Origin of the sequence: Photobacterium indicum (assembly GCF_003026215.1) — a bacterium.
Lineage (GTDB): Bacteria > Pseudomonadota > Gammaproteobacteria > Enterobacterales > Vibrionaceae > Photobacterium > Photobacterium indicum.
Genome location: NZ_PYOC01000007.1, coordinates 167360 through 187694, shown reverse-complemented (window position 1 = coordinate 187694; position 20335 = coordinate 167360). Strand labels below are relative to the sequence as shown.

The window sequence follows — 20335 nt, the reverse complement described above, 5'->3', positions numbered from 1 at the left end:
TATTGCACTCTTGTTGATGTTAATTAAAACTATAAAATATTTAATGTTTATTCTTTAGTGGAATAAAATTTTTAAAGTGGTCAGTAATGTTAGGTTAGTATAAGGATATTATTATGAATAAGCTCCAGCTAAAGCGAATTGCTGAAAGTGCTTATCAAGCGATGTTTAGCCAAAAGCCTGACGTGAGTAATATTCAAGAAACATTCTATGGCTGGGTTGTTTTTCTTATTTCACCCAAAGGAAAAGTGGTAGTTAAATTTTCTCGTGAATTTGGGCGAATAGAGAAAGAGGTTACAGCTCTTGGATTATTGAAAAAAAAAGTGATTTGCCCTGTGCCTGAAGTGTACTTTTTTGGTCGTACAGAGGGCTACGATTACATGCTGATTGAATGGCTAGAAGGTATATCAGCTTATGAATTACCTAATAACCCCAAAGCGATAGAAACGTTCCGAGAAGATTACACAAACATATTAATTGCATTACATGAGCACACTGACTCCCGAGGGTTTGAAGTTACACCTGAAAAGTTTGAGCCATCTTTGATCGATGCTTTTGATCAGTGGATGTATCCTGTCTTACGGTATGTACTAAGTAGTGCTTCACCATTTTCCTGTGAATTAAAAGATGCTTACAGGTTTTTGTGGGAGAAAAAAACGGAAATATTAACGCCGATTAATAATCAATCTTCTTTTGTTCATGATGACTGCCACATTGCAAATGTTCTTTTTGACCCGAAAACATATAAAATATCAGGATTACTCGATCCCTGCGATGTCGGCTTTAAACATAAAGAGTTTGATATTTTTCACTTGTTTGATGTAAGAGAAGATTTAAACTTAGTTGCTCGTTATCATGAAAAATCTCCATTAATTGAAGGGTTTGAAATTCGTCGTTACTTTTTAGGCTTGTGGGACGACGCTAAACATAGTCGTAATATCGGCTGGTATGATGAATCTTGGATTAACAGTAAACTTGATCGATTTAACACTGCTTATAAGCAGGCGTAAATCTTTCTGGATAATCATGACTTTAGATATTATTGTTACCTAATAGATGGTCAACTAAAATGTGCCAAGGATGCGATAAATGAAAAAGATTGTTACTGGTTTTTGTGTGTTGCTACTTGTTGGCTGTGCGCAGCAAAAAAGTATTCAGGAGCCAGAAAAACAGCCTGAAGTAGGTAAAGAGGTTCCAATGGTTGAGCCAAGTATTCCTGAAGTGATTACTCCAGAAGTTAAACCTGAAATTAAGCCTTTGCCAGAGGTTAAACCTGTACCTGAAAAGAAACCTAAGCCAGTGCCTGTCGTGACGAAAACTAAAGATGGGAAGTTGATTCTTGGTGCACAAGAGTGGGTTTGGTTTGATGAAGTGCAGGCGCATGTCAAAGTGAAGGTTGATACTAATAGTAAGGTATCGACAATTGGATCCTCAGATGTACAAAATTTTGAACGTGATGGAAAAAGTTGGGTTAAATTTACAAGTGGTGGCAAATCGATAGAACGCCCTGTCGTTCGTTGGATTAAGTCTAATGGTGAAGACAATAAGCAAGCCGTCATTAAGCTACGGACTAAATTAGGTGAATTAAATGAACAAACAGAGTTTATTTTAATTAAAGGCTCTGGTGTAACGTTGGGAGAAAACTTTACTCGCGACGTTGCAGTGCGTGATCCAAAAAGAAATTACGTACAACCTAAAGTGAAATAAGGCCCTGTATATAAAATGTATTTATTAAAAAAGCGGTGCTTATTTAGGCGCCGCTTTTAAATTACAGTTATCCGCACAAAATTTATTAAGCTTCTACAAGAACTTCATAGCTTGAGAACTTACGAATATTAATCACACCCGTATCAAAGAATAAATATTGCCCTTTAATACCAACTAATGTGCCTTCTACAACTGGCTCTTTGTCAAAGTTATGCGACGTTATCTTTGTCGGATATTCGGTAACCGGAAATTTAAGGTCAATAATTTCACCATCAAGACGTTCAATAGCATCGTCACCGTATAAGTCTGTTATCTCTTTAATGCGTGTTTCAATTTCAGGTAGCAGTCTTTCTGCTTCTTGCTTCAAATCGATAGCGTCATTATCGCCTTTCAGCATTGTTCGCCAGTTCGTTTTATCGGCAACCATTTCAGCTATGGCTATTTCGACTAACCCTGAAATTTGGCGAGTTTTTACTTTTAAAATGGCAAGTGCTTGTGTTGCACCTTGATCTATCCAGCGAGTAGGGATCTGAGTATGGCGTGTAATACCTACTTTTAAAGCCGAAGTATTCGATAAGTAAACATAGTGAGGCACCATGCAATTAGCCACGCCCCATTCAGGCTCACGACACGTTCCTTTAGCGTAATGACAGGTTTCTGGCTTCATAATACACATGTCACAACGGGCAAGCTTTTTCATACAAGGAAAGCAATGACCTTGAGAATAGCTTTTTTTGGTTTTTTTACCGCAGGCATCACAAAAGATATTACCTGTGTGAGTCAATTTGAGATGTTTCCCAATTAATGGGTTTAATGCTAGTTGTTCTTCACCGACAGGTAAGTAGTATTCAACCACATCACCTAATGTTGACTTCATTTTTCTTAGTGTACCTTGCATGACTTTGCTCATTTATCTTGCTTTTATAATGACTTCATTTTAACAGTTACTGCTTAACAGGGGCATTAAAAAATAATACGCATTAAAATTGTTCATTTATGTGAAATGTTATGTGGATTTGTCTTTTCTTGATGGGGCTTGTTTACTATATATTATTGTTTGGTATCATTTTGTTGATATAACAATAATATGGAATGGACGCAATGAAAGTAAAATTACTATTAAGCAGTATTGTACTAGTCGCGACAACTGCTGTAGCTAGCCCGTTTGAAAAACCAGAAGATGCGATTCACTATCGCCAATCAGCATTCACAATGATTGCTGCAAACTTTGGTGATATGGCTGAAATGGTAAAAGGTCGTAAAGATTGGAACCAAGACGTTTTTGCTCAACGTGCTCAGTATATCTCTCAGTTAGCACTGATGCCTGAGGAAGCATTTAATGTTGAAGGCTCTGACAAAGGTGATACGAAAGCGAAGCCCGAGATCTGGAGTGATTGGAATGGGTTCACAGGTAAATTAACAAAGTTCCAAGGTGATTTGGCGCAGTTGGCAAATGTGTCATCAGAAGGTGATGAACGAGCAACTAAGAAAGCGTTTGGTGTTGCCGCTAAAAACTGTAAGTCTTGCCATACAGATTACAAGTTTCGTTAAACGTTTGGTGAAATAACAGTAACTCTGATAGTAAAACACCGAAGATAAATGACATTTAATCATACTGCCTTCGGTGTTTTTTAGTATTTGTTTGTAATTTACATTTAAAAATGGGGTTTAAAAAAGATAAGCAACAATGTCTTTTGCTAAGTATGAATATACAGCAGAGCCTATTGTGGCAAATACTATCCAGCCAATAAGACCATTGACCATTTTCGGAGCCGCATCTGTATCGATTTCTGTGACTGTTTCTTTGCGGCCATTGAGCATTGGTTTTATTAGGTTATCTTTCTTGTATAGATAAAAGAAAATAGCCACAAGGTGTAAAATAATAGCCCCGAGCATAACATCAAAATTCAATGCATGGATTTCGGTCATCAAGCTGCTTTCTTCACCGGTAATGTACATCGCTAAAGGGCCTTCAGATATAATATCGTCGTTAGCAAAAAGACCTGTGATCAGCTGAGTAGTGAGTAAAATGAAGAAGCCTAAAACCATATAGCCGCCAGCAGGGTTATGGCCTAAATGCACCTCATCATTTTTTTTCTTACGCATCGACTGAAAATATTGAAGAACAGCACGTGGAGAACGCACAAAAAGAAGAAATTTTGCAGTGTCACTGCCAATAAAACCCCAAATAATACGTGTTAATAAAAGCGTTAATAGGAAGTAAGCAATAGCAAAATGCCAGTCCATTAGGCCTTCAGTACCCGTGTACCATAAACCGCCAATACACAAGACTTGAAGCCAGTGATAACCACGAACAAAGCTATCCCAGATAGCTGTTGTTGATACTTTCATAATACTTTCCATTAGATTGTTATAGGTCGGTTATGGTTGAGCAACAACATGTAACCGAAAATTTTGTACGTTAGCGGCATACGCGCTATTTTCTCAAAATTAACAATCTAGTACTACATTTGTTGCATTTTTTTACAATTAATTTATATGAAAAAGCCAATAGAAACTTTCTACTGGCTTAAAATACGAATCTAGGCAAATACCGGATTAAAATGATTTACATAGAACGGTATAATAAGAGTAACGTACCTTAAAACAAGCTACTCATCTGTTTTGAATACGATTGTAATCAAGAATACCTGATTCAATAGGGTAGTTGTGCTTATATTGCTTCATCAAGGCATCACTGAAAGACCAGAAGGAAGAATTCGTTCTACGAATCCCGTATTTATCTAATAACCTTTCATAATCACCATTGGTTTTCACTTTTAGTACTTGAGCTGCTAAGGCAGGGAGCTCACTTTCTTTTATTAGCCAAAAAGCGGCGGGGTAACTTCCCAGTAGTCCGTTAACGAGAGTCACTGTATCGCGTTTATATTTCCTGTTTGATTTTTCATCAAATAAGCTAGAAATATTTTTATGAGCACTATTTCTTATTAAGGTGAAGAGCTGAGGATCTAAAGAAGTATCTTCTGGTTCAACCATAATAAAAGTGAGCTCAGGGAATATGGAGGCATCTTCTCCTCGTAATTCATTGATCTTGCGAAGAGACTTCTTACTCTCATTTGAAAGTTGTGTTGATTCTAGCGAATAACGTGTCGGCGTTACATTTTCAACGCGCTTCTTTAGCATTTGTAATAATTCATGTTTGGGATTACTTGTTATATAGGTAACCCCTGTTGGTTGGTTGAACTCATTAATATCACCTTCAAGATACGTTGTTAAATCTTTATTAGCGCCTTGATACCAATCTGCAAGCTCTTGATGGCGATTTTTGGTTGGTAGGAATGATAAGAAATTTGATTCGCCTTCCATGCGTAGAAGATCCATGTACATACGTGTAATTAATTGGTGACCATAATTACCATAGACATCAAAACCAGCGACAAGTAGGTAATGAATTCGTTCTAATAGCGAATAATCAATGACCCATGCAGTTTTAGGTTGCTCACCGATTAAACCTTTAACCACCGATGCACTATCGAAGTGGCGGAATACCGTCAAGGTTGCGTTTGTATTTGTACCATCACCATCCCAAATCAGTTGAGTAGTTAAGTGTTCACCATTTTTGAATCGTTCAGCCATGTAGGCATTTTTAGCTTGTAGAAATCGACCTTGTTGCTTGGAATATGAAATCCAATTAGCAATAGTGACGGTATTGCTTTCTTTTTCCGCAGGAAGATGAAGGTTTTTTTCTTGCGAACGATAAAATGAGTTTACTTGCGTGAAATTAGACATATCAGGATCAACAAAAAACACCCAAAAACGGTCATTAATAACATTGAGTGCAAGCTGCCCTCTACATACAGGGCCTTTTATATACGCCATAATCGTATTTTGCGCATTATCAAGCATGAACTTATAGCGTGCCTCAACTGGTAATTCAGTGAAGGTTGTTAGCGGGTTTGCAGCTACTGTCGGTTTGTAGCTTGGTAAGGCTGTTATTGTGTAATTAGGCTCAATAAATAATGATTTTATACGAGCAAGCTTTTCATTGTTGAGTGCGTATGGCATATGCGTTTTATCAACGATTGTTTCGCGAACTTGTTTTAAGCGGTAGTAAACGCGCTCTACTTTTGGAGCATCGTAAGGTCGGCGTGTTGTGATTAAATCAATCGGCTTACCGGGTGCTGTTTTTGATCTTACTAACTTGAAGAATGTTGGCACTTCTTGTGTACGTACTTCTTTTGTATCGAAGTATAAATGTGAAACGAATATATGTTCAAATATATAACGGCTTGTTAGTTGTTGTTTTAACGAATTTCGATTTAAGAATACTTCCCATTTTTCCACTTCTTTAAGTTCAGTGTTTGAAGGTGGAGCGACACCAGTCATTGGCGCACCTTCCGAAATCCATTGCATTAAAATATCATTTTCAGTGCTTGATATTTGCGGTAAACCGTAAGGCATTCCCCATTTAGGGTATTTTTGTTCATAGGTGCTCATTTCTTCAATGGTAGGGCACTGTTGATCACGATCGAGAGAAAAGTCCCAAGTGTCATCAAGAATATCACTATTCGGTAAAGGGTGGTTTTGTTTTAACTGAAGCATTCGGGCAATAACACCAGCTTGCGTATTGGCTTCTGGTGATTGTAAGCGTTCATTCAATACAGGTGAAAAGCCTTTATCACGCCATCCTGCGGTTGTTTGTGCATCTATAAACATTCGAGTTGTATTTGCGGCTAGCAATCGTGTGCCTTGGTACACTTTATCTTTATTAGTACCACGGTCGATACCTTCAGCAGATGACATCTTCAGTTGGCAAGGCGCATCATAACAAGCGTGGCAGACGACACACCTGTTATCTATTATGGGCTTAACATCATTTACATAATGTTGAGCATGGAAAGATTCTGCTTCTAAGATACGCTGTTGAGGTTCAGGTGTACCATATAGCTTATTGTAATTTAAACCCGCGTAAGCGGCACACCCAGAAAATATAACGGATGCTAGTATTAAAATTGCACGTTTGTAGTGCTTAAAAAAAGGTTTATACATCATCGATTATCAACCTATTTACTTTTTGTTTATTGGTGTTAGCTAATCAAATTTTTCTTAATTTTCACAAAAGAGACTGATTTTAAAGGCACTTATTAAGTTATATAAAATGATCAGCACGTTGATTAAACACATGTACTGAATAAATAATATAGTATTAAATTTAATTATATCAAAACACTATAACCGTACTGAGTTTGATTGGTGTATTGTCGTTGTAATAAGAAATTTTTATAACGCTAAGCTAACAGCGATGAGTACGTAAGGGGGGAGTATGTTTGGGCTAAAAGTAGCAGGGCGAGATGGTGTGTCTTCAGGCATTTTCCTTATTGGTTTTGGGTTACTTTATCTAACTGGGTGGTGGTGGCCAGGTTTACTCATTTTACTGGGTGTTACTGGTATTGTTGATATGGTAATGAGTGCTAATTGGAAGGCTGCGGCCAAAACTGCTGTAGTATTTATGATTACAGCGATCGTACTTTGGGGCCTGGTAGGAATAGGGATCATGTGGAATGTTTTGATCCCCAGCTTACTAATCTTGGTAGGTATTTTCTGGGTCTACCGTGGATTCAAGTGATTTATTGTTTTTTTCACTATTATGCAACCAATATAATCCCGTATCATCGCTTAAGATAAGGTTTAGGTAATCTTGCTGGTAGACAAGGTACGTAAAAGTGGGCGTATTATTTAAATAGGTATCTTGCATGGTTTTTTCTGTTGTTAAGGCTATAGATTTACTTTCAATGATTTCTTTACTTGGTTGATACGACCAATGAAACATTTCAGGTGTAATTATTATTGTCTTCAAAAATTGAGACTGTGTTTTATCATATTCTTGAGCAGAGGCTGCTCGAATAGATAATGCATGGTGGTAGTCACTTTTGTTTTCTGTTATGAATGACATAAATGAGTAATTCAATGCGCCAGATTGCTCTTTAGATATATAATAATGGATAACTTTTGAATGAATACCTGAGCCATCAAGATAATTCATAAATGATTGCGCTGTGGGTTCACGCGCCAGTTCAGTTTGAATGATGGGCGTTTCACGGTATGTTTTCATATTCCTAGATAGAAAATCTGAGAACTGTTCCCAATTCTCAGCTGTGACGGTATAAGAGAAATCACTGTTCTCGATACAGTCATCTTGATCATTAAGACGACACCATGCAAATGAATAAAGATCGTTATTTTTATATCCAATAATTCTTCGTTCTAGAATTAAAGATGGATCAAATAACATTTTGTGTTCTTTATATATTTCAATTGATTTCGTTCTTAGATCAATAATGTCAGCTTTTGTTTTACCAATTAATGTTAACTGGTTAGTGCTTATAACATCTTCAGTGATGATGTATTTATCTGGGGTTGGCACTGGTTCTGGAAAAAAATAATAAGATAAACCAGCAATAGTAATAGTACCTGAAATGGCACAACCAATGAAAAATGGTGATTTCTTTTTATCAGAGTTTACTGATTTTACATTTGTATTTAAATTAACTTCTTCACGTATGAAATCACGAACCTGGTAGCCCACGCGAGGTAGGGTTTCGATGATATCGCCTTTCTTCTCTTCATGTAATTTTACACGTAAAGCACGGATAACCTGAAATAAAGATGCTTCGGTTACAATGCGATCTGGCCATCCAGCCTTTAGTAATTCATCTTTTGTTACCGGCCGACCGTAATTTTCGATCAGATGCGTCAGAATATACTGTTCAGAAAGGTTTAGTTTCTGAGTCGAATCTGCTGATTTTAGGATGCCAAGACTTGGAACGTAGCAAATATCTGTTCGAAACTTAATCTGCTCAGTGCTGGACATTCATACCTCTAACTAATGAAGAACGTTCAATTTTCATTGAATTATATAAGAAATTGATATTATCACGAAATAAGTAAAAAACCATTTTTACGGCTAATGATTCACATAATCATGACATAAGTTCACAGAAATTAAAGCTTGTATCTATTTGAAAAATTGGATGATTTGATTTTAATGGCAATGAATAGAATAAGAAAATCTTATGGGCGGTGTTCAATAATTAAACGTTAAGGAAGCAGGGAAAGATCGAGGTGTACAAATATCGTCCTTATTGTGCGATATCGAACCAATCATTCTTTTGTTTAAATAAAAAGTAACGTTCGACTTTAGTATTTGTCGAAGAAAATAAAAGGGAAGCGAGAACTTCCCTTTTTATTTAGCAAGAATTACTTCTTGAAAATTTCCTGAAACTCACGCTTCATTGGAGGATTACGACGTGCTTGTTTTAGCTGCTTACACAGATCTTTTAGACAGTTGTGAAGAACTTTATCAAGCAATACAGCTTTATATTCCTGTTGCTCTTCTTCGCTCATGTGATCTGGTAGTGTTGTTTCTTGCATTTCACCAAGGAAATCAACACCAGAGTAGCTCTGGCTTAGTGCAACAAGTGCGTGGAATTGTTCAAAGTTATCGAGAACATTCTGTGCACTTCCTGGCATGCTATTCCATGCTTCACGGGAAGTAGGCTCGGATACCATATAAACACTGATTAGCATATCCATCAGTTCTTCAGGTACTTCTTCGAATGCAACGACTTGACGTAATTCTGGTGAACATTCATCAAGAGTCAATGTTGGTTCATTAACTAGTTGCTCGTCTTTTGTTTCAATCTCAGACATAGCCATTTCCTACAGCATTTATGATTTAAGGAGGGGAATCCTATATTTCTAACATCAAATGTCAACATATCATGCAAATTCAGAGATAAAATCTCGCAGTTTTAAATATGTAATCTAGATCACGCTAGATAATTTATAGTCGATAGTGAACGTTTTTTGCAAGGTTAGGTTGCTATTGCTCTGTTTTTGGAGAGCATGTGTGCTATAAATTATGATTAATATAAGTATATTCATATCGATAGGATACTTTCATGGAAGCAATGCGTATCTTACTGGTTGATGACGTTCATTTAGAACGCATGCAACTTGCAATGAGATTGCAGCGATTAGGTCATATCGTTGAAGCGGTCAGTTCTGGGCATGAAGCCATTGAACGATATCCTCTTTTTGATCCTGACTTATTATTGCTGGATATCAGTATGCCTGATATGAGCGGGATGGAAGTTGCTCATAAAATTCGAAGTGACCATCCTGAGTGGGTACCAATTATCTTCCTAAGTGGTCACGATGAACCTGAAATGATAGCGAAAGCCATTGATATGGGCGGGGATGACTATTTAGTTAAGCCTGTAAATAAAATTGTATTGGCATCGAAACTAAAAGCAATGCAACGTATTGCTGCTATGCATCATCAATTAAAACAAGCGACTGTTAAGTTAGAAGAAGCGAATGAGCTGCTATCACAACAAGTGAATGAAGATGGGTTAACTCAGATTGCTAATAGACGTTTTCTCGATCAGAAACTGACTGAATTTATTTCTTGGCACGGTCGTCATGAGCTTTCTCTTACTATGATCATGATTGATGTTGATCACTTTAAAGATTACAACGATTATTATGGCCACCTTGATGGTGATCGTTGTTTACAGCTAGTGTCTGGTGAATTAAAAGCTAATTTCAGTCGCGCAGGGGAATTAGCTGCACGTTACGGCGGTGAAGAGTTTGTTATTTTAGTGAGTAATTGTGATAAGACTCGGGCAGTGAAAGAGTGCGAAAGGCTTAAATCTAGTATTAATGGATTAGCAATACCGCATCTTCAGTCAGCAACATCAAACATCGTAACGGTGAGCCAAGGTATGGTGTCTTGGGTGCCGACAGGGCTAGAAACGGTTGAGAATATGTATCAGATTGTTGATAAAGTCTTGTACAAAGCCAAAGAGCAAGGGCGTAACCGTTTTGTTGCGGCTGAGTTTACATAATTGAACGCTGGTCCTATCTGAACTTGAAAGTTAGCTGAATACGCATGAGCACAGCATAACGAATTGTGCTTTTTTGTTTGTGAAAATAGCCTCAAAATGGCAACTTTTGAAGTAAGTCTGATATTTGTTTATCTAATGATTAAAATTCCATCACTTGATTCTATCAACCCTTGTCGTTATAGCATCTCATGCTAATCTGCTAATAGACTTTGCGACTATGTTTGCTTTAAATATTCTCAACTAAACATAGTGCGATAAAGTATTAAATAATCATAATGAATAGGGTGAAGGAAGATCATGGATATTAACTTTTCACAAAATGAAGCGCGTGTGATTGGTTGTTTACTTGAAAAAGAAGTTACCACTCCAGATCAATACCCATTGACACTGAATGCACTCACGACAGCGTGTAATCAGAAGAGCAATCGTGAACCAGTAATGGCGTTAGATGAAGCAACAGTACTTGATACTGTTGAGCAACTAAAAGAAAAGCGTTTAATCAATGATGTTTCTAGCTTTGGCAGTCGTGTATCAAAGTTCCAACACCGTTTTTGTAATACTGAATTTGGCTCTTTAAAGTTTACAGCTCAAGAACTTGCCGCTGTTTGCGTTATGCTATTACGTGGACCGCAAAGTGCTGGTGAAATACGTACACGTACGAATCGTTTGTGTACGTTTAGTGACGTAAAAGAAGTAGAAGCCGTTTTAGATGGCTTAGCAGAGCATGCGAAAGGCCCTTATGTGGTTAAATTACCGCGTGAATCAGGTAAGCGTGATTGCCGTTATATGCATTTATTCAGCGGTGAAGTTGATATTGAAGCGTTAGCTGTAGCGGCAAAATTGGCATCTCCTACTGGGCTTGCCAGTGTCAATAACGAAAGACTGGCAGAGTTAGAAGAAGAAGTGAAAGCAATGAAGTTAGAAATAGCTGAATTGAAGGAATTATTAGAATCGCTTACGTCGTAAAGAAAAGATACCTTCAACAACTATGTGGCTCGGCTTATGCCGAGCTTTTTATATTGTGTAGAGTACTATTTATATTGTGTAGAATACTATGAAAAATCAAGATGTAATGCCTCTAGAGGGTGTTGATAGCAAGCTTGCTTCTTTAGATAATCAGCAACCAACCTGGTCGGTTTACTTGATTCGAACGGTATCTAATACCCTGTACTGTGGTGTCACAACAGATGTTCAGCGGCGCTATACTGAGCACCAATCTGGAAAGAAAGGGGCAAAATACCTAAAAGGGAAGGGGCCACTGACGTTAGCATGGCATGAAGAAGTCGGTGATAAGCGATTTGCGATGCAAATTGAATATCGTATTAAACAGCTACCTAAAATAAAGAAAGAAGCGATCATTACTCAGCATTTGAATGTAAAAATGTTGCTCCCCTAAAACTGCGTTTATAACAAAATTCCGTACATTACTTGCGGAATAACGTAGAATTGCTCTGCTTGGTTTAATCTTTTCTTTGAGTTACCAAATCAAACAGCGAAATCTGGTTGGTAACTATACAAACCATCAATGGTTAGTACTTTTATCTTTCAAAATGCAGCTGTATTTTTGAGAGCTATTGGTGTCTATCTCATTGAAAAATAGATAAAAAATGTAGTATAACAATACTGATACTATACTTATTAATATACCTGTTAGGTGTTCTTCCTATGGCACAAAAAGCCACTATTTACAAAGCTCATATCAATGTAGCTGATATGGATCGTCACGTTTATTTAGATGTGCCCCATACTGTTGCTTGTCATCCATCAGAAACGCATCAACGTTTAATGCTGCGTTTGTTGGCATGGGCATTAAATGCAGATGAAAATCTTACCTTCACGAAAGGGATGAGTTCGACAGATGAACCTGATCTTTGGACAAAAAGCCTAAGTGATGAAATTGAGCTTTGGATTGACCTTGGTCTTCCTGATGAAAAACGCATCCGTAAAGCATCAAATCGTGCTAAAAAAGTGATCATTTTTGCTTATGGCAATAATGCAGCAACAGCTTGGTGGCAGCAAAACAAGAGTAAAATAACGCAGTCTGATAACATTTCTGTTATTTACGTTAATGACGAAACACTCAGCCAGCTTGAATCAATTCTTGCTCGTACAATGCAGATTCAGCTAACGATTGAAAGTGAGCAAGCTTGGTTAACTTCTGGTGAAACAAGCATCACAATTACCCCTGAATGGTGGCACCGCTAAACTCCCTCACACTTTTCTATTTTTGAAATATAAGTATTGAACCCTGAATCTTACTCAATTTCTTGCTAAATTAAGTGTGTTTAAACGATGACAGTAATTGTTACTGTCATCGTCCATTCACATTCTTTATGCAATCTAGTTGTTATTTGCTAGTTTGTCGCAAAGCTGATTTGTATAAAGCGTATTCACGTTATTTTGAATTAAGAAGGAATCATTTATGCCAAAACATGTACATGTTCTTGCAAAGAAAATCTGGGATTTCCATCTTCTTAATCAAACGTTAGAAAAAAGTGACTGTATTTTTGTTTTGTGCAGCAATGACGTAAGAGTTGCAGAGCATGCGGCGAAGATCTATTTGGCAGGCTATGCACCCTACATTGTATTCTCTGGTGGAGAAGGTGAGTTAACGAAAGGTTTTTTTGGTTGCTCTGAGGCGGAGTACTTTGCTCATATTGCGGCAGATATGGGGGTACCACTTGAAAAGATTCTGATTGAACCTCAATCAACGAACACGGGAGAGAATGTTCAGTTCACTCGTGAGCTACTTGAGTCAAAAGATCTGACACCCAATAAAATGATTTTAGTGCAGAAGCCATTTATGGAACGCCGAACCTTTGCGACAGTCATGAGGCAATGGCCAGGAAAAGAGATCATTGTGACATCACCTGATATTTCATTCGATGAATACCCAAACGAAGGTCTGTCGTATTCTGATGTGATTAACGTGATGCTAGGGGATTTACAGCGTATTAAATATTACCCGCAGTATGGTTACTCTATTCCGCAAGATATCCCTCAAGATGTGTGGAAAGCTTTTGAGTGTTTGGTTGCACTGGGTTTTGATGAGCACCTTATCGATGTGGCAAGCTAAACATCGTGTTATACCGCTCAAGAATGGTATTAAAAAACACCGAGACAATGAACTCGCTCTCGGTGTTAATGTTTGCTGAATAGCTTGTGCCTACATAGTTTTTGTATAAATAGCTTGAATATAAGTACCAAGTCTCGCTATTTACTTACCATCTTACGGATTTCTTTTGCTTGATCTTCATCGCTTAGCTCGGAAGGTGGAGGTGTTACAATTCCTTTCTGGCAAGCAGGACGATCGGCTAGCTCATCAACCCAGCGTTGTAAGTGAGGTAAACCTTCAATGCTTACGCCGCTCCAGTCGTAAATTCTTACCCATGGCCATGTAGAAATATCAGCAATTGAATATTCATCACCTGCTAAGTATTTATTATTTGCTAGCTGAGTATCCATGACTTCAAATAAGCGACGACTTTCATTCTGATAACGCTCAATTGCTGCTGGGATTTTTTCTGGAAAATAGCGATAAAAGACATTCGCTTGTCCCATCATTGGTCCGACACCGCCCATTTGGAGCATCAGCCATTGGATCACCTGCGAACGTTTTTTAGGTTCAGCTGGAATGAACTTACCCGATTTTTCAGCAAGATAAAGTAAGATCGCACCTGATTCAAATACGGCGAAATCATCATTATCACGATCAATAATAGCGGGAATACGACCATTAGGATTAATCGCTAGGAAATCTGGAAGCTTTTGTTCGGCAGACATCAAATCTAAGTGATGAACACGGTATTCTAATCCCATTTCTTCAAGTGCGATTGAAATCTTAAAGCCATTCGGTGTTGCAGCGGTATATAGATCGATCATAACCTTAATCCCTTCTTCGTATTATTGCCGTTGTTGTTATTATTTCTGCTGTTTAGCCTTGAACGGATGCGCGTTGACTAACACGATCGAACCAATTCAACAGGTTAGGCAATGAGTCGTCGACTTCAATTTCTAAGTTTTTAATGAAGCCACACATTACAAACGCAGTAATATCTGCCACCGAGAATTTATCACCAGCGATGTATGCTGACGTTGCGAGTTGTTTATTTAAAACTGGTAAGAAGTCGATAACTCGCTGGCGAGATTCGTGCCCCCAGCTTGTAACGCACGTTTCACGATCTTCATAGATACCTGTGATATTACGGAATGCTTGGAACGCAGCGTAAAGCCCTTGAAATTCGACCATACGTTGCCACATTTCAATTTTTGCTTGCTCTATTGGTGTATCACCAAAAAGTGATGTTTTTGATTGAGTGACTGAATCAAAGTAACGACAAATCGCGATAGATTCACAGATTGTAGTGCCATCATCCAACTCTAAAACAGGGATTCTTCCGTTTAAGCTGATCGCCTGAAAGGCTTCACTCAGGTTTTCTCCACCACGGATATCAATATTGGCACGTTCAACATCAATCCCCATTTCTGCAAGGTAAATACTGACTCTACGAGCGCTTGGAGCGGGTGCTAATTCATAAATTTTCATGGTAAGCCTTTATCAGAACGATCGGTTAGATTATAATTTACGCAATAACAGAACGATCAGTCAAGAAAAAGATCAATCGAAAACGTAACGTGTTGCACGAGGTGCTGAAATGGCGAGAACCAAAAATTTTGATCGTGAAGAAAAACTCATCGCCGCAATGGAGCTATTCTGGCATAAAGGTTATGCAGATACCTCGATTGCCGATCTGGTGGATCATCTAGGCATTAATCGTTTTAGCTTGTATAACGCCTATGTTGATAAAGAAACCTTGTACCACGAATGCCTTGATTACTATTTAACTCAGATTTCTTTTCCATCTTTAACGGAATTAGGGAAGGGTGATGCAGGGTTAGAAGCGATTAAAGTATATCTTCAGCGTTTTGCTTTATTGCAAAGAGAACAACAGTGCGGCTGCTTTATGCAAAATGCGATTCTAGAACGTGCACATAGTGATGATGAAGTGCTTAATACGGGAACAATGCTTTATACCGAGTTAGATACCGCACTGGGTCAAGCATTTAAGAATGCAAAGCAGGATGGTGTAATCAGTAACAACATAAATGTTGAACAGATGAGCCGATTTTTAGTGCTGCAAATGCAAGGTATTCGTGTGTTGGGTAAAGCGCGCCAATACAATTTTATTGATGATGCAATGGTTGTATTAATCGCAATGTTAGATGCATTACGTATTACCCAATAAAGAATAAAAGTGTTCGACTTATGCTATGACAAATCGAACACTCAAGTTGTTTTTAAACTCTAACGTATTGGATTAACTAGGGGGTGTTTATGCTTTTGCTGCATCTAGGCCTTGTTGCCAGAAGGCTATTTCCATACGTGTCGCTGTTTTGAATATCTCGCAAAGACGCTGACCTCGAGGGCTATTCAAATCGATATCAGCCATCATAGTATCAAGGCGATCCATACCTGCACGAGCTCCCGTTTGGAAGTCTTCACCGCTGTATAGCTCAATCCAGCTATGGTAAGGGTTACCCTCAACGATGGTTTCAGGATGATTAATCAATGCTTTACCAATATCAGCATAACCGATAGCACAAGGTGCAAGGGCGACATACAAATCAGTTAGGTCACCAGCCATACCTGTATCTAGAACATAACGAGTATAAGCAACAGTACCAAAAGCTTCTGGCTCTGCTTCCATATCACTTTCAGTGAGCCCCCATTGTGCGCAATAGGTAACATGATGACAGGTTTCATTTTCAATTAATGCCTGTAAGCTTGGTAGCGGTGCACGCATTTCTTCAAGGGTTTGCGCTTTATAAATAGCCAAAGCATAAGCACGGGCATAGTGTTTTAAAAATAGGAAGTCTTGCTTTAAATAATGCAAATAAGCGGCTTGGTTTAATTGACCATTAGCAAGCTGCATAACAAATGCGTGCTCGGTGTATTCTGTGTATTCTTGCTGGCAAGCCTGAATAAGATCCAAGTGGTTCATCGTATTGTACCTTTTATCAAATGAGTATAAATAACAAACAGCTTATAGTGTTGGTACGTAATCAATCGCTTTCGGTGCTTTAGCGATGATTTTGTGTTGGTACATGAAATTTGCGAAGTTGTCATAACGTTCTAAATCAACCGCTGATGGACGAAGCGCAAAGCGGGGCAGAGTATCTCGCCATGCTCTGCGGTTTAATTCGTTATTGAGAGTGTCTGGGTTGTAAGCAACAAACTCTTTCCATGCTTGATCTGGGTGGTTAATGATGTATTGAGTCGCCAGTTCAACGGCTTTATTGAATTTCTTGATTGTTGCTTTGTCGTAATTATTTTTATTGGCGACAACAATGAGCTCATCATACGAAGGTACACCGTGTTCTTCTGGGAAAAATGCTTTTGATTTATAGCCTTCAAGCTCAAGTTGATTACTTTCGAAGTTACGTAATCCCCCCCAAATAGCATCCACTTTTCCTGATGCTAAAGAAGAAGAAAGTGCCCAACCGACATTAATAATCTGAACATCTTTGTACTCAACCCCCGCAGTGTTTAGCATTGTACCGATAGTTGCTTCTTCATTACCGGCAATGGCAATACCTATCTTTTTACCTTTAAGATCTGCGAGTGAATGGATCTTATTATTATCGAGAACCATCAAGGTATTCAGTGGTGCGGCAATTAACGTTGCTGAACGGATAAGCGGTAAACCCACGGCAACATCAATAGTTAGACTGGTTTGGTAAGAAACAGCCAAATCGACTTTATTGGCAGCCACAAGCTTGGCAGGCATGCTCGGATCTGCGGGTTCTTGAATCTCAATATTTAGCCCTTGTTCTTTAAACAGTCCTTTTTCTTGAGCAATAATGATTGGTCCGTGGTTTGGGTTTACAAACCAATCGAGCATTAACGTCAAATCTTTAGCTGCTGCACTGAAAGTAGTGGCTGAAAGTGCGAGTGCAAGCAAGCTTTTAGATAGCGTTCTTTTCATGTTTAACGTCCTTTTTGTATTTTTATAATAGGTAATAGGTAATAGGTAATAGGTAATAGGTAATAGGTAATAGGTAATAGGTAAGTGGTGCTCTTTACTGTTTTGATTGCCACGGTATTGCACGTTTAAGTAATAGATCGGCGGCAAAATAAAGAGTGATAGAAAATGTTGCCAAAATGAGTAGCGCAGCAAACATTTCATCAATCATCATGCGAGCATTTGCTTGCAGCATAAGGTAACCAAGCCCTTCACTAGAACCTACCCATTCACCGACAACTGCCCCGATAGGCGCGACAACAACAGCAACCCTAATACCAGAAGCTAAAGCGGGTAGTGCAGCAGGAAGGCGTACATGGCGAAGTAGTTGCCATTTAGATGCCCCCATGGTTTTTGCTAAGTCTAAATAGCCAGTAGGTGTGTGTCTTAGTCCGTCGTAACAACATGTTGTTACAGGAAAGAAGATGATCAGCGCAGCCATGACAATTTTTGAAGCAATACCATAGCCAAGCCATAGCATTAGGATGGGGGCGATAGCAAAAACAGGAATGGCTTGGCTCGCAATTAAAATCGGTAGTAACCAACGGCGCAGCGGGTTAAATAGCAACATTTGTAGGGCAAAGAATAAGCCCATGGATAGCCCTAATAACAAACCTAATATGACTTCAGATGCTGTAACCCAAGCATGGCTAAGCAGTACATCGTAACGTTGAATCAGTTTGTTAAAAACAGCTAACGGCCCCGGCAAAATAAAGGAGGGTAGTTCAAATACTATAACCACCGTTTGCCACAGCCCAATAATAATGGCGGCGCTAATAAGTAATCGAATAATCGGGTGTGGCGTTACTTGACTAAGGGCACTTTTTTGTAAAATGGACTGAGCTGCAAATTGAGGGTGGGTACTCTGTAGATCAGACATAATCTTGCTCCAATCGTTCGATAATATTTTGCTGTAAACCTGCAAGCTCGGCATCAAACTGACGAGGAGTCGTTGCTGAGGGTACGGGTAAATGTTGCATGACTGCGGGTGCACTGGTCATTAATAAAATCTGATGCCCTAGGCGTAATGCCTCTTGAGGATCATGAGTGATTAATAAAACAGTTTTGTTTTTCAGAAGTTGGGCGGCGAGATTTTGAAGCTTATGCCTTGTAACAGCATCTAATGCCGAAAAAGGCTCATCCATTAAAACAACTGGCTTGTCTTGCATCAGTGTACGTGCTAGTGCTACTCGCTGGCGCATACCACCTGATAGGCTATCAGGAAAAGCGTTTACATAATCGCTGAGCCCAACATGTTCTAGCAGTTCTAAAGCTCGGCGCTTGTCATCAGTATTTGGCTTCCCTTTACTGATTTTGATACTGAAACACACGTTATCTAGTACATTCAACCAAGGAAACAGTAAATCTTGCTGTGCCATATAGGCAACCTGACTAGATAATTGCTGGTCATTATTGGTTGTTAATTGGCCTTGCCACTGCACTTCATCATCTATCAACCCTGCAAGTAAGCGTAATAGTGACGTTTTGCCACAACCACTTCGACCTAGAATACAAGTCCATTGCCCTGTCGGGAGTTGTATATTCAAGTTTTCAAATAATGTTGTTGGGCTACTGAGGTAGCGTAATCTGCAATTCGCTAAATTAACCCCAACACCTGATTTCATCACGGTATCTGTCGTCATGGTTGTTCTCACATTGATCTGTCGAATTACGCTTCAGGGGTAAAATGACCCGCAAAGAAATGATGAACAGGGCCATGCCCTGAACCTATTTTTAATTCGTCAGCATGGAAAATAGCGTGAGAAATATAACCCTTGGCGTGAGTAACAGCTTCAACGAGTGGGTAGTCTTGTGCTAAGAAAGAGGCAATAGCAGCAGAAAGAGTACAACCTGTACCGTGTGTATTACGGGTGATAATACGCTTTGTACTAAAGCGATAAACATCATCAGCTGTAATCAGAATATCGGTACTATTTTCATCTTGTTCAAGATGACCACCTTTTAGAAGTACTGATTTAGCACCAAGCGAGCGTAAACCTTGAATCATTGCATCCATTTCAGCTTCATTTTCAGGTGCTTTACAGCCCAATAGTGCAGCGGCTTCAGGAAGGTTTGGGGTAATAATATCGGCAAGAGGTAATAGCACATCTTTAAGTGTCGTAATGGCATCTTGCTGCAATAATAGATCGCCACTGGTAGCAACCATAACAGGATCGATAACAAGATGTTGAGGTTGGTATTGATGCAACTTATTAGCAACAGCTTTAATGATAACTGTGTCGCTTAACATTCCAATTTTTACGGCTTTAATGTCTAAATCGCTAAATACAGCATCGAGTTGTTGTTCAACAAACGCTGGTGGAATCGGAAATATGCCAGAAACGCCCAGTGTATTTTGTGCGGTTAACGCAGTAATCGCAGAGCAAGCATAACCACCCGTTGCAGAAATTGCTTTGATGTCGGCTTGAATGCCTGCGCCGCCGCCACTGTCAGAACCTGCAATAGTAAGAGTAATCGGTGTTTTTGATAAAGACGTCATGTGTTAATCCCTAAATGATACGCGAAGAGTTAACAGCTGCCTTGAAAGCGATGCCAAGTATGTTTATTGGCAAAAGAGAAGGGCATTACTATTAGTTCCCTCCGCCAATGTTAATTGGATCAGGTTCAACGGGTCCCACCGAAGTGGTCTCAGCCTAAGGCTCCCCGACTAACAAGCTCACAACAGAAGTAAAAATATTCTGCTGCGATAAATTTGGTTCGATTATAGGCTTAGATAAT

The 20335-nt window shown here is 38.8% G+C and carries 22 protein-coding genes and 1 riboswitch; of the genes, 10 read left to right on the top strand and 12 right to left on the bottom strand.

What is annotated here, in order from left to right:
- Positions 1 to 113 precede the first annotated feature (113 nt).
- Positions 114 to 1007 carry a phosphotransferase gene (locus tag C9J47_RS18375; RefSeq protein WP_107254792.1) on the top strand — a complete coding sequence of 298 codons (894 nt, stop codon included), beginning with the start codon at positions 114 to 116 and terminating at the stop codon, positions 1005 to 1007.
- 79 nt (positions 1008 to 1086) lie between these two features.
- On the top strand, positions 1087 to 1704 hold the full coding sequence (locus C9J47_RS18370; RefSeq protein WP_107254791.1) for a putative ATP-dependent zinc protease: 618 nt from the start codon (positions 1087 to 1089) through the stop codon (positions 1702 to 1704).
- Positions 1705 to 1789: 85 nt separating this feature from the next.
- Here the strand turns inward: C9J47_RS18370 and C9J47_RS18365 are convergent, their stop codons facing one another.
- A complete protein-coding gene (locus C9J47_RS18365) occupies positions 1790 to 2614 on the bottom strand; it encodes a DUF2797 domain-containing protein (RefSeq protein ID WP_107254790.1) in 825 nt (274 codons plus the stop codon).
- A gap of 191 nt (positions 2615 to 2805) precedes the next feature.
- On the opposite strand from C9J47_RS18365, the gene C9J47_RS18360 reads away from it, so the two are divergent.
- Positions 2806 to 3255 carry a c-type cytochrome gene (locus tag C9J47_RS18360; protein ID WP_107254789.1) on the top strand — a complete coding sequence of 150 codons (450 nt, stop codon included), beginning with the start codon at positions 2806 to 2808 and terminating at the stop codon, positions 3253 to 3255.
- Between the two features lie 117 nt (positions 3256 to 3372).
- On the opposite strand, the gene C9J47_RS18355 is transcribed toward C9J47_RS18360, so the two are convergent.
- Together C9J47_RS18355 and C9J47_RS18350 are read right to left on the bottom strand one after the other, a co-directional pair.
- Positions 3373 to 4056 carry a cytochrome b/b6 domain-containing protein gene (locus C9J47_RS18355; protein ID WP_107254788.1) on the bottom strand — a complete coding sequence of 228 codons (684 nt, stop codon included), beginning with the start codon at positions 4054 to 4056 and terminating at the stop codon, positions 3373 to 3375.
- A gap of 264 nt (positions 4057 to 4320) precedes the next feature.
- On the bottom strand, positions 4321 to 6717 hold the full coding sequence (locus C9J47_RS18350; RefSeq protein ID WP_107254787.1) for a fatty acid cis/trans isomerase: 2397 nt from the start codon (positions 6715 to 6717) through the stop codon (positions 4321 to 4323).
- Positions 6718 to 6988: 271 nt separating this feature from the next.
- On the opposite strand from C9J47_RS18350, the gene C9J47_RS18345 reads away from it, so the two are divergent.
- Positions 6989 to 7291, top strand: a complete 303-nt coding sequence (locus tag C9J47_RS18345) for a hypothetical protein (protein ID WP_107254786.1) — start codon at positions 6989 to 6991, stop codon at positions 7289 to 7291.
- Here C9J47_RS18345 and C9J47_RS18340 read toward each other — a convergent pair.
- Both C9J47_RS18340 and C9J47_RS18335 read right to left on the bottom strand, forming a co-directional pair.
- Positions 7247 to 8536 carry a winged helix-turn-helix domain-containing protein gene (locus C9J47_RS18340; RefSeq protein ID WP_107254785.1) on the bottom strand — a complete coding sequence of 430 codons (1290 nt, stop codon included), beginning with the start codon at positions 8534 to 8536 and terminating at the stop codon, positions 7247 to 7249. The two genes, C9J47_RS18345 and C9J47_RS18340, sit on opposite strands and share 45 nt — an antisense overlap.
- 386 nt (positions 8537 to 8922) lie before the next feature.
- Positions 8923 to 9375 (bottom strand): DUF3069 domain-containing protein, encoded by a 453-nt coding sequence (locus C9J47_RS18335; RefSeq protein ID WP_006229380.1) that lies wholly within the window; start codon positions 9373 to 9375, stop codon positions 8923 to 8925.
- Positions 9376 to 9635: 260 nt separating this feature from the next.
- On the opposite strand from C9J47_RS18335, the gene C9J47_RS18330 reads away from it, so the two are divergent.
- The 5 genes from C9J47_RS18330 (at position 9636) to C9J47_RS18310 (ending at position 13650) form a co-directional block, all read left to right on the top strand.
- Positions 9636 to 10574, top strand: coding sequence for a GGDEF domain-containing response regulator (locus tag C9J47_RS18330; RefSeq protein WP_425440608.1), 939 nt, complete (start codon positions 9636 to 9638; stop codon positions 10572 to 10574).
- Between the two features lie 297 nt (positions 10575 to 10871).
- Positions 10872 to 11540: a YceH family protein gene (locus tag C9J47_RS18325; RefSeq protein ID WP_107254783.1), complete on the top strand. Its 669-nt coding sequence runs from the start codon at positions 10872 to 10874 to the stop codon at positions 11538 to 11540.
- Positions 11541 to 11646: 106 nt separating this feature from the next.
- Positions 11647 to 11970: a GIY-YIG nuclease family protein gene (locus C9J47_RS18320; RefSeq protein ID WP_107254853.1), complete on the top strand. Its 324-nt coding sequence runs from the start codon at positions 11647 to 11649 to the stop codon at positions 11968 to 11970.
- A gap of 269 nt (positions 11971 to 12239) precedes the next feature.
- Positions 12240 to 12779, top strand: a complete 540-nt coding sequence (locus C9J47_RS18315) for a YaeQ family protein (RefSeq protein ID WP_107254782.1) — start codon at positions 12240 to 12242, stop codon at positions 12777 to 12779.
- A 217-nt stretch (positions 12780 to 12996) separates the two neighbouring features.
- Positions 12997 to 13650, top strand: a complete 654-nt coding sequence (locus tag C9J47_RS18310; protein ID WP_107254781.1) for a YdcF family protein — start codon at positions 12997 to 12999, stop codon at positions 13648 to 13650.
- Positions 13651 to 13787: 137 nt separating this feature from the next.
- On the opposite strand, the gene C9J47_RS18305 is transcribed toward C9J47_RS18310, so the two are convergent.
- Both C9J47_RS18305 and C9J47_RS18300 read right to left on the bottom strand, forming a co-directional pair.
- Positions 13788 to 14456, bottom strand: coding sequence for a glutathione S-transferase family protein (locus C9J47_RS18305; RefSeq protein WP_107254780.1), 669 nt, complete (start codon positions 14454 to 14456; stop codon positions 13788 to 13790).
- A gap of 52 nt (positions 14457 to 14508) precedes the next feature.
- Positions 14509 to 15120, bottom strand: a complete 612-nt coding sequence (locus C9J47_RS18300; protein ID WP_107254779.1) for a glutathione S-transferase — start codon at positions 15118 to 15120, stop codon at positions 14509 to 14511.
- Between the two features lie 109 nt (positions 15121 to 15229).
- Here C9J47_RS18300 and C9J47_RS18295 point away from each other — a divergent pair, with 109 nt between their 5' ends.
- Entirely contained in the window at positions 15230 to 15820 is a 591-nt protein-coding gene (locus C9J47_RS18295) for a TetR/AcrR family transcriptional regulator (protein ID WP_107254778.1), read from the top strand.
- 87 nt (positions 15821 to 15907) lie between these two features.
- On the opposite strand, the gene C9J47_RS18290 is transcribed toward C9J47_RS18295, so the two are convergent.
- From C9J47_RS18290 to thiD, 5 genes are all read right to left on the bottom strand, one after another.
- The gene (locus C9J47_RS18290; protein ID WP_107254777.1) at positions 15908 to 16576 is read right to left on the bottom strand and encodes a TenA family protein; all 669 of its coding nucleotides are present in this window, start codon (positions 16574 to 16576) and stop codon (positions 15908 to 15910) included.
- A 42-nt stretch (positions 16577 to 16618) separates the two neighbouring features.
- The gene (locus tag C9J47_RS18285; RefSeq protein WP_107254776.1) at positions 16619 to 17560 is read right to left on the bottom strand and encodes an ABC transporter substrate-binding protein; all 942 of its coding nucleotides are present in this window, start codon (positions 17558 to 17560) and stop codon (positions 16619 to 16621) included.
- A 94-nt stretch (positions 17561 to 17654) separates the two neighbouring features.
- Complete coding sequence (locus C9J47_RS18280) at positions 17655 to 18476, bottom strand: ABC transporter permease (protein WP_107254775.1); 822 nt, start codon at positions 18474 to 18476, stop codon at positions 17655 to 17657.
- The gene (locus C9J47_RS18275; protein WP_425440607.1) at positions 18469 to 19224 is read right to left on the bottom strand and encodes an ABC transporter ATP-binding protein; all 756 of its coding nucleotides are present in this window, start codon (positions 19222 to 19224) and stop codon (positions 18469 to 18471) included. Before C9J47_RS18275 ends, C9J47_RS18280 begins: the two co-directional genes overlap by 8 nt.
- 41 nt (positions 19225 to 19265) lie before the next feature.
- Positions 19266 to 20096 (bottom strand): bifunctional hydroxymethylpyrimidine kinase/phosphomethylpyrimidine kinase, encoded by an 831-nt coding sequence (thiD, locus tag C9J47_RS18270; protein WP_107254773.1) that lies wholly within the window; start codon positions 20094 to 20096, stop codon positions 19266 to 19268.
- 79 nt (positions 20097 to 20175) lie between these two features.
- Positions 20176 to 20273: riboswitch (TPP riboswitch) on the bottom strand.
- Positions 20274 to 20335 lie beyond the last annotated feature (62 nt).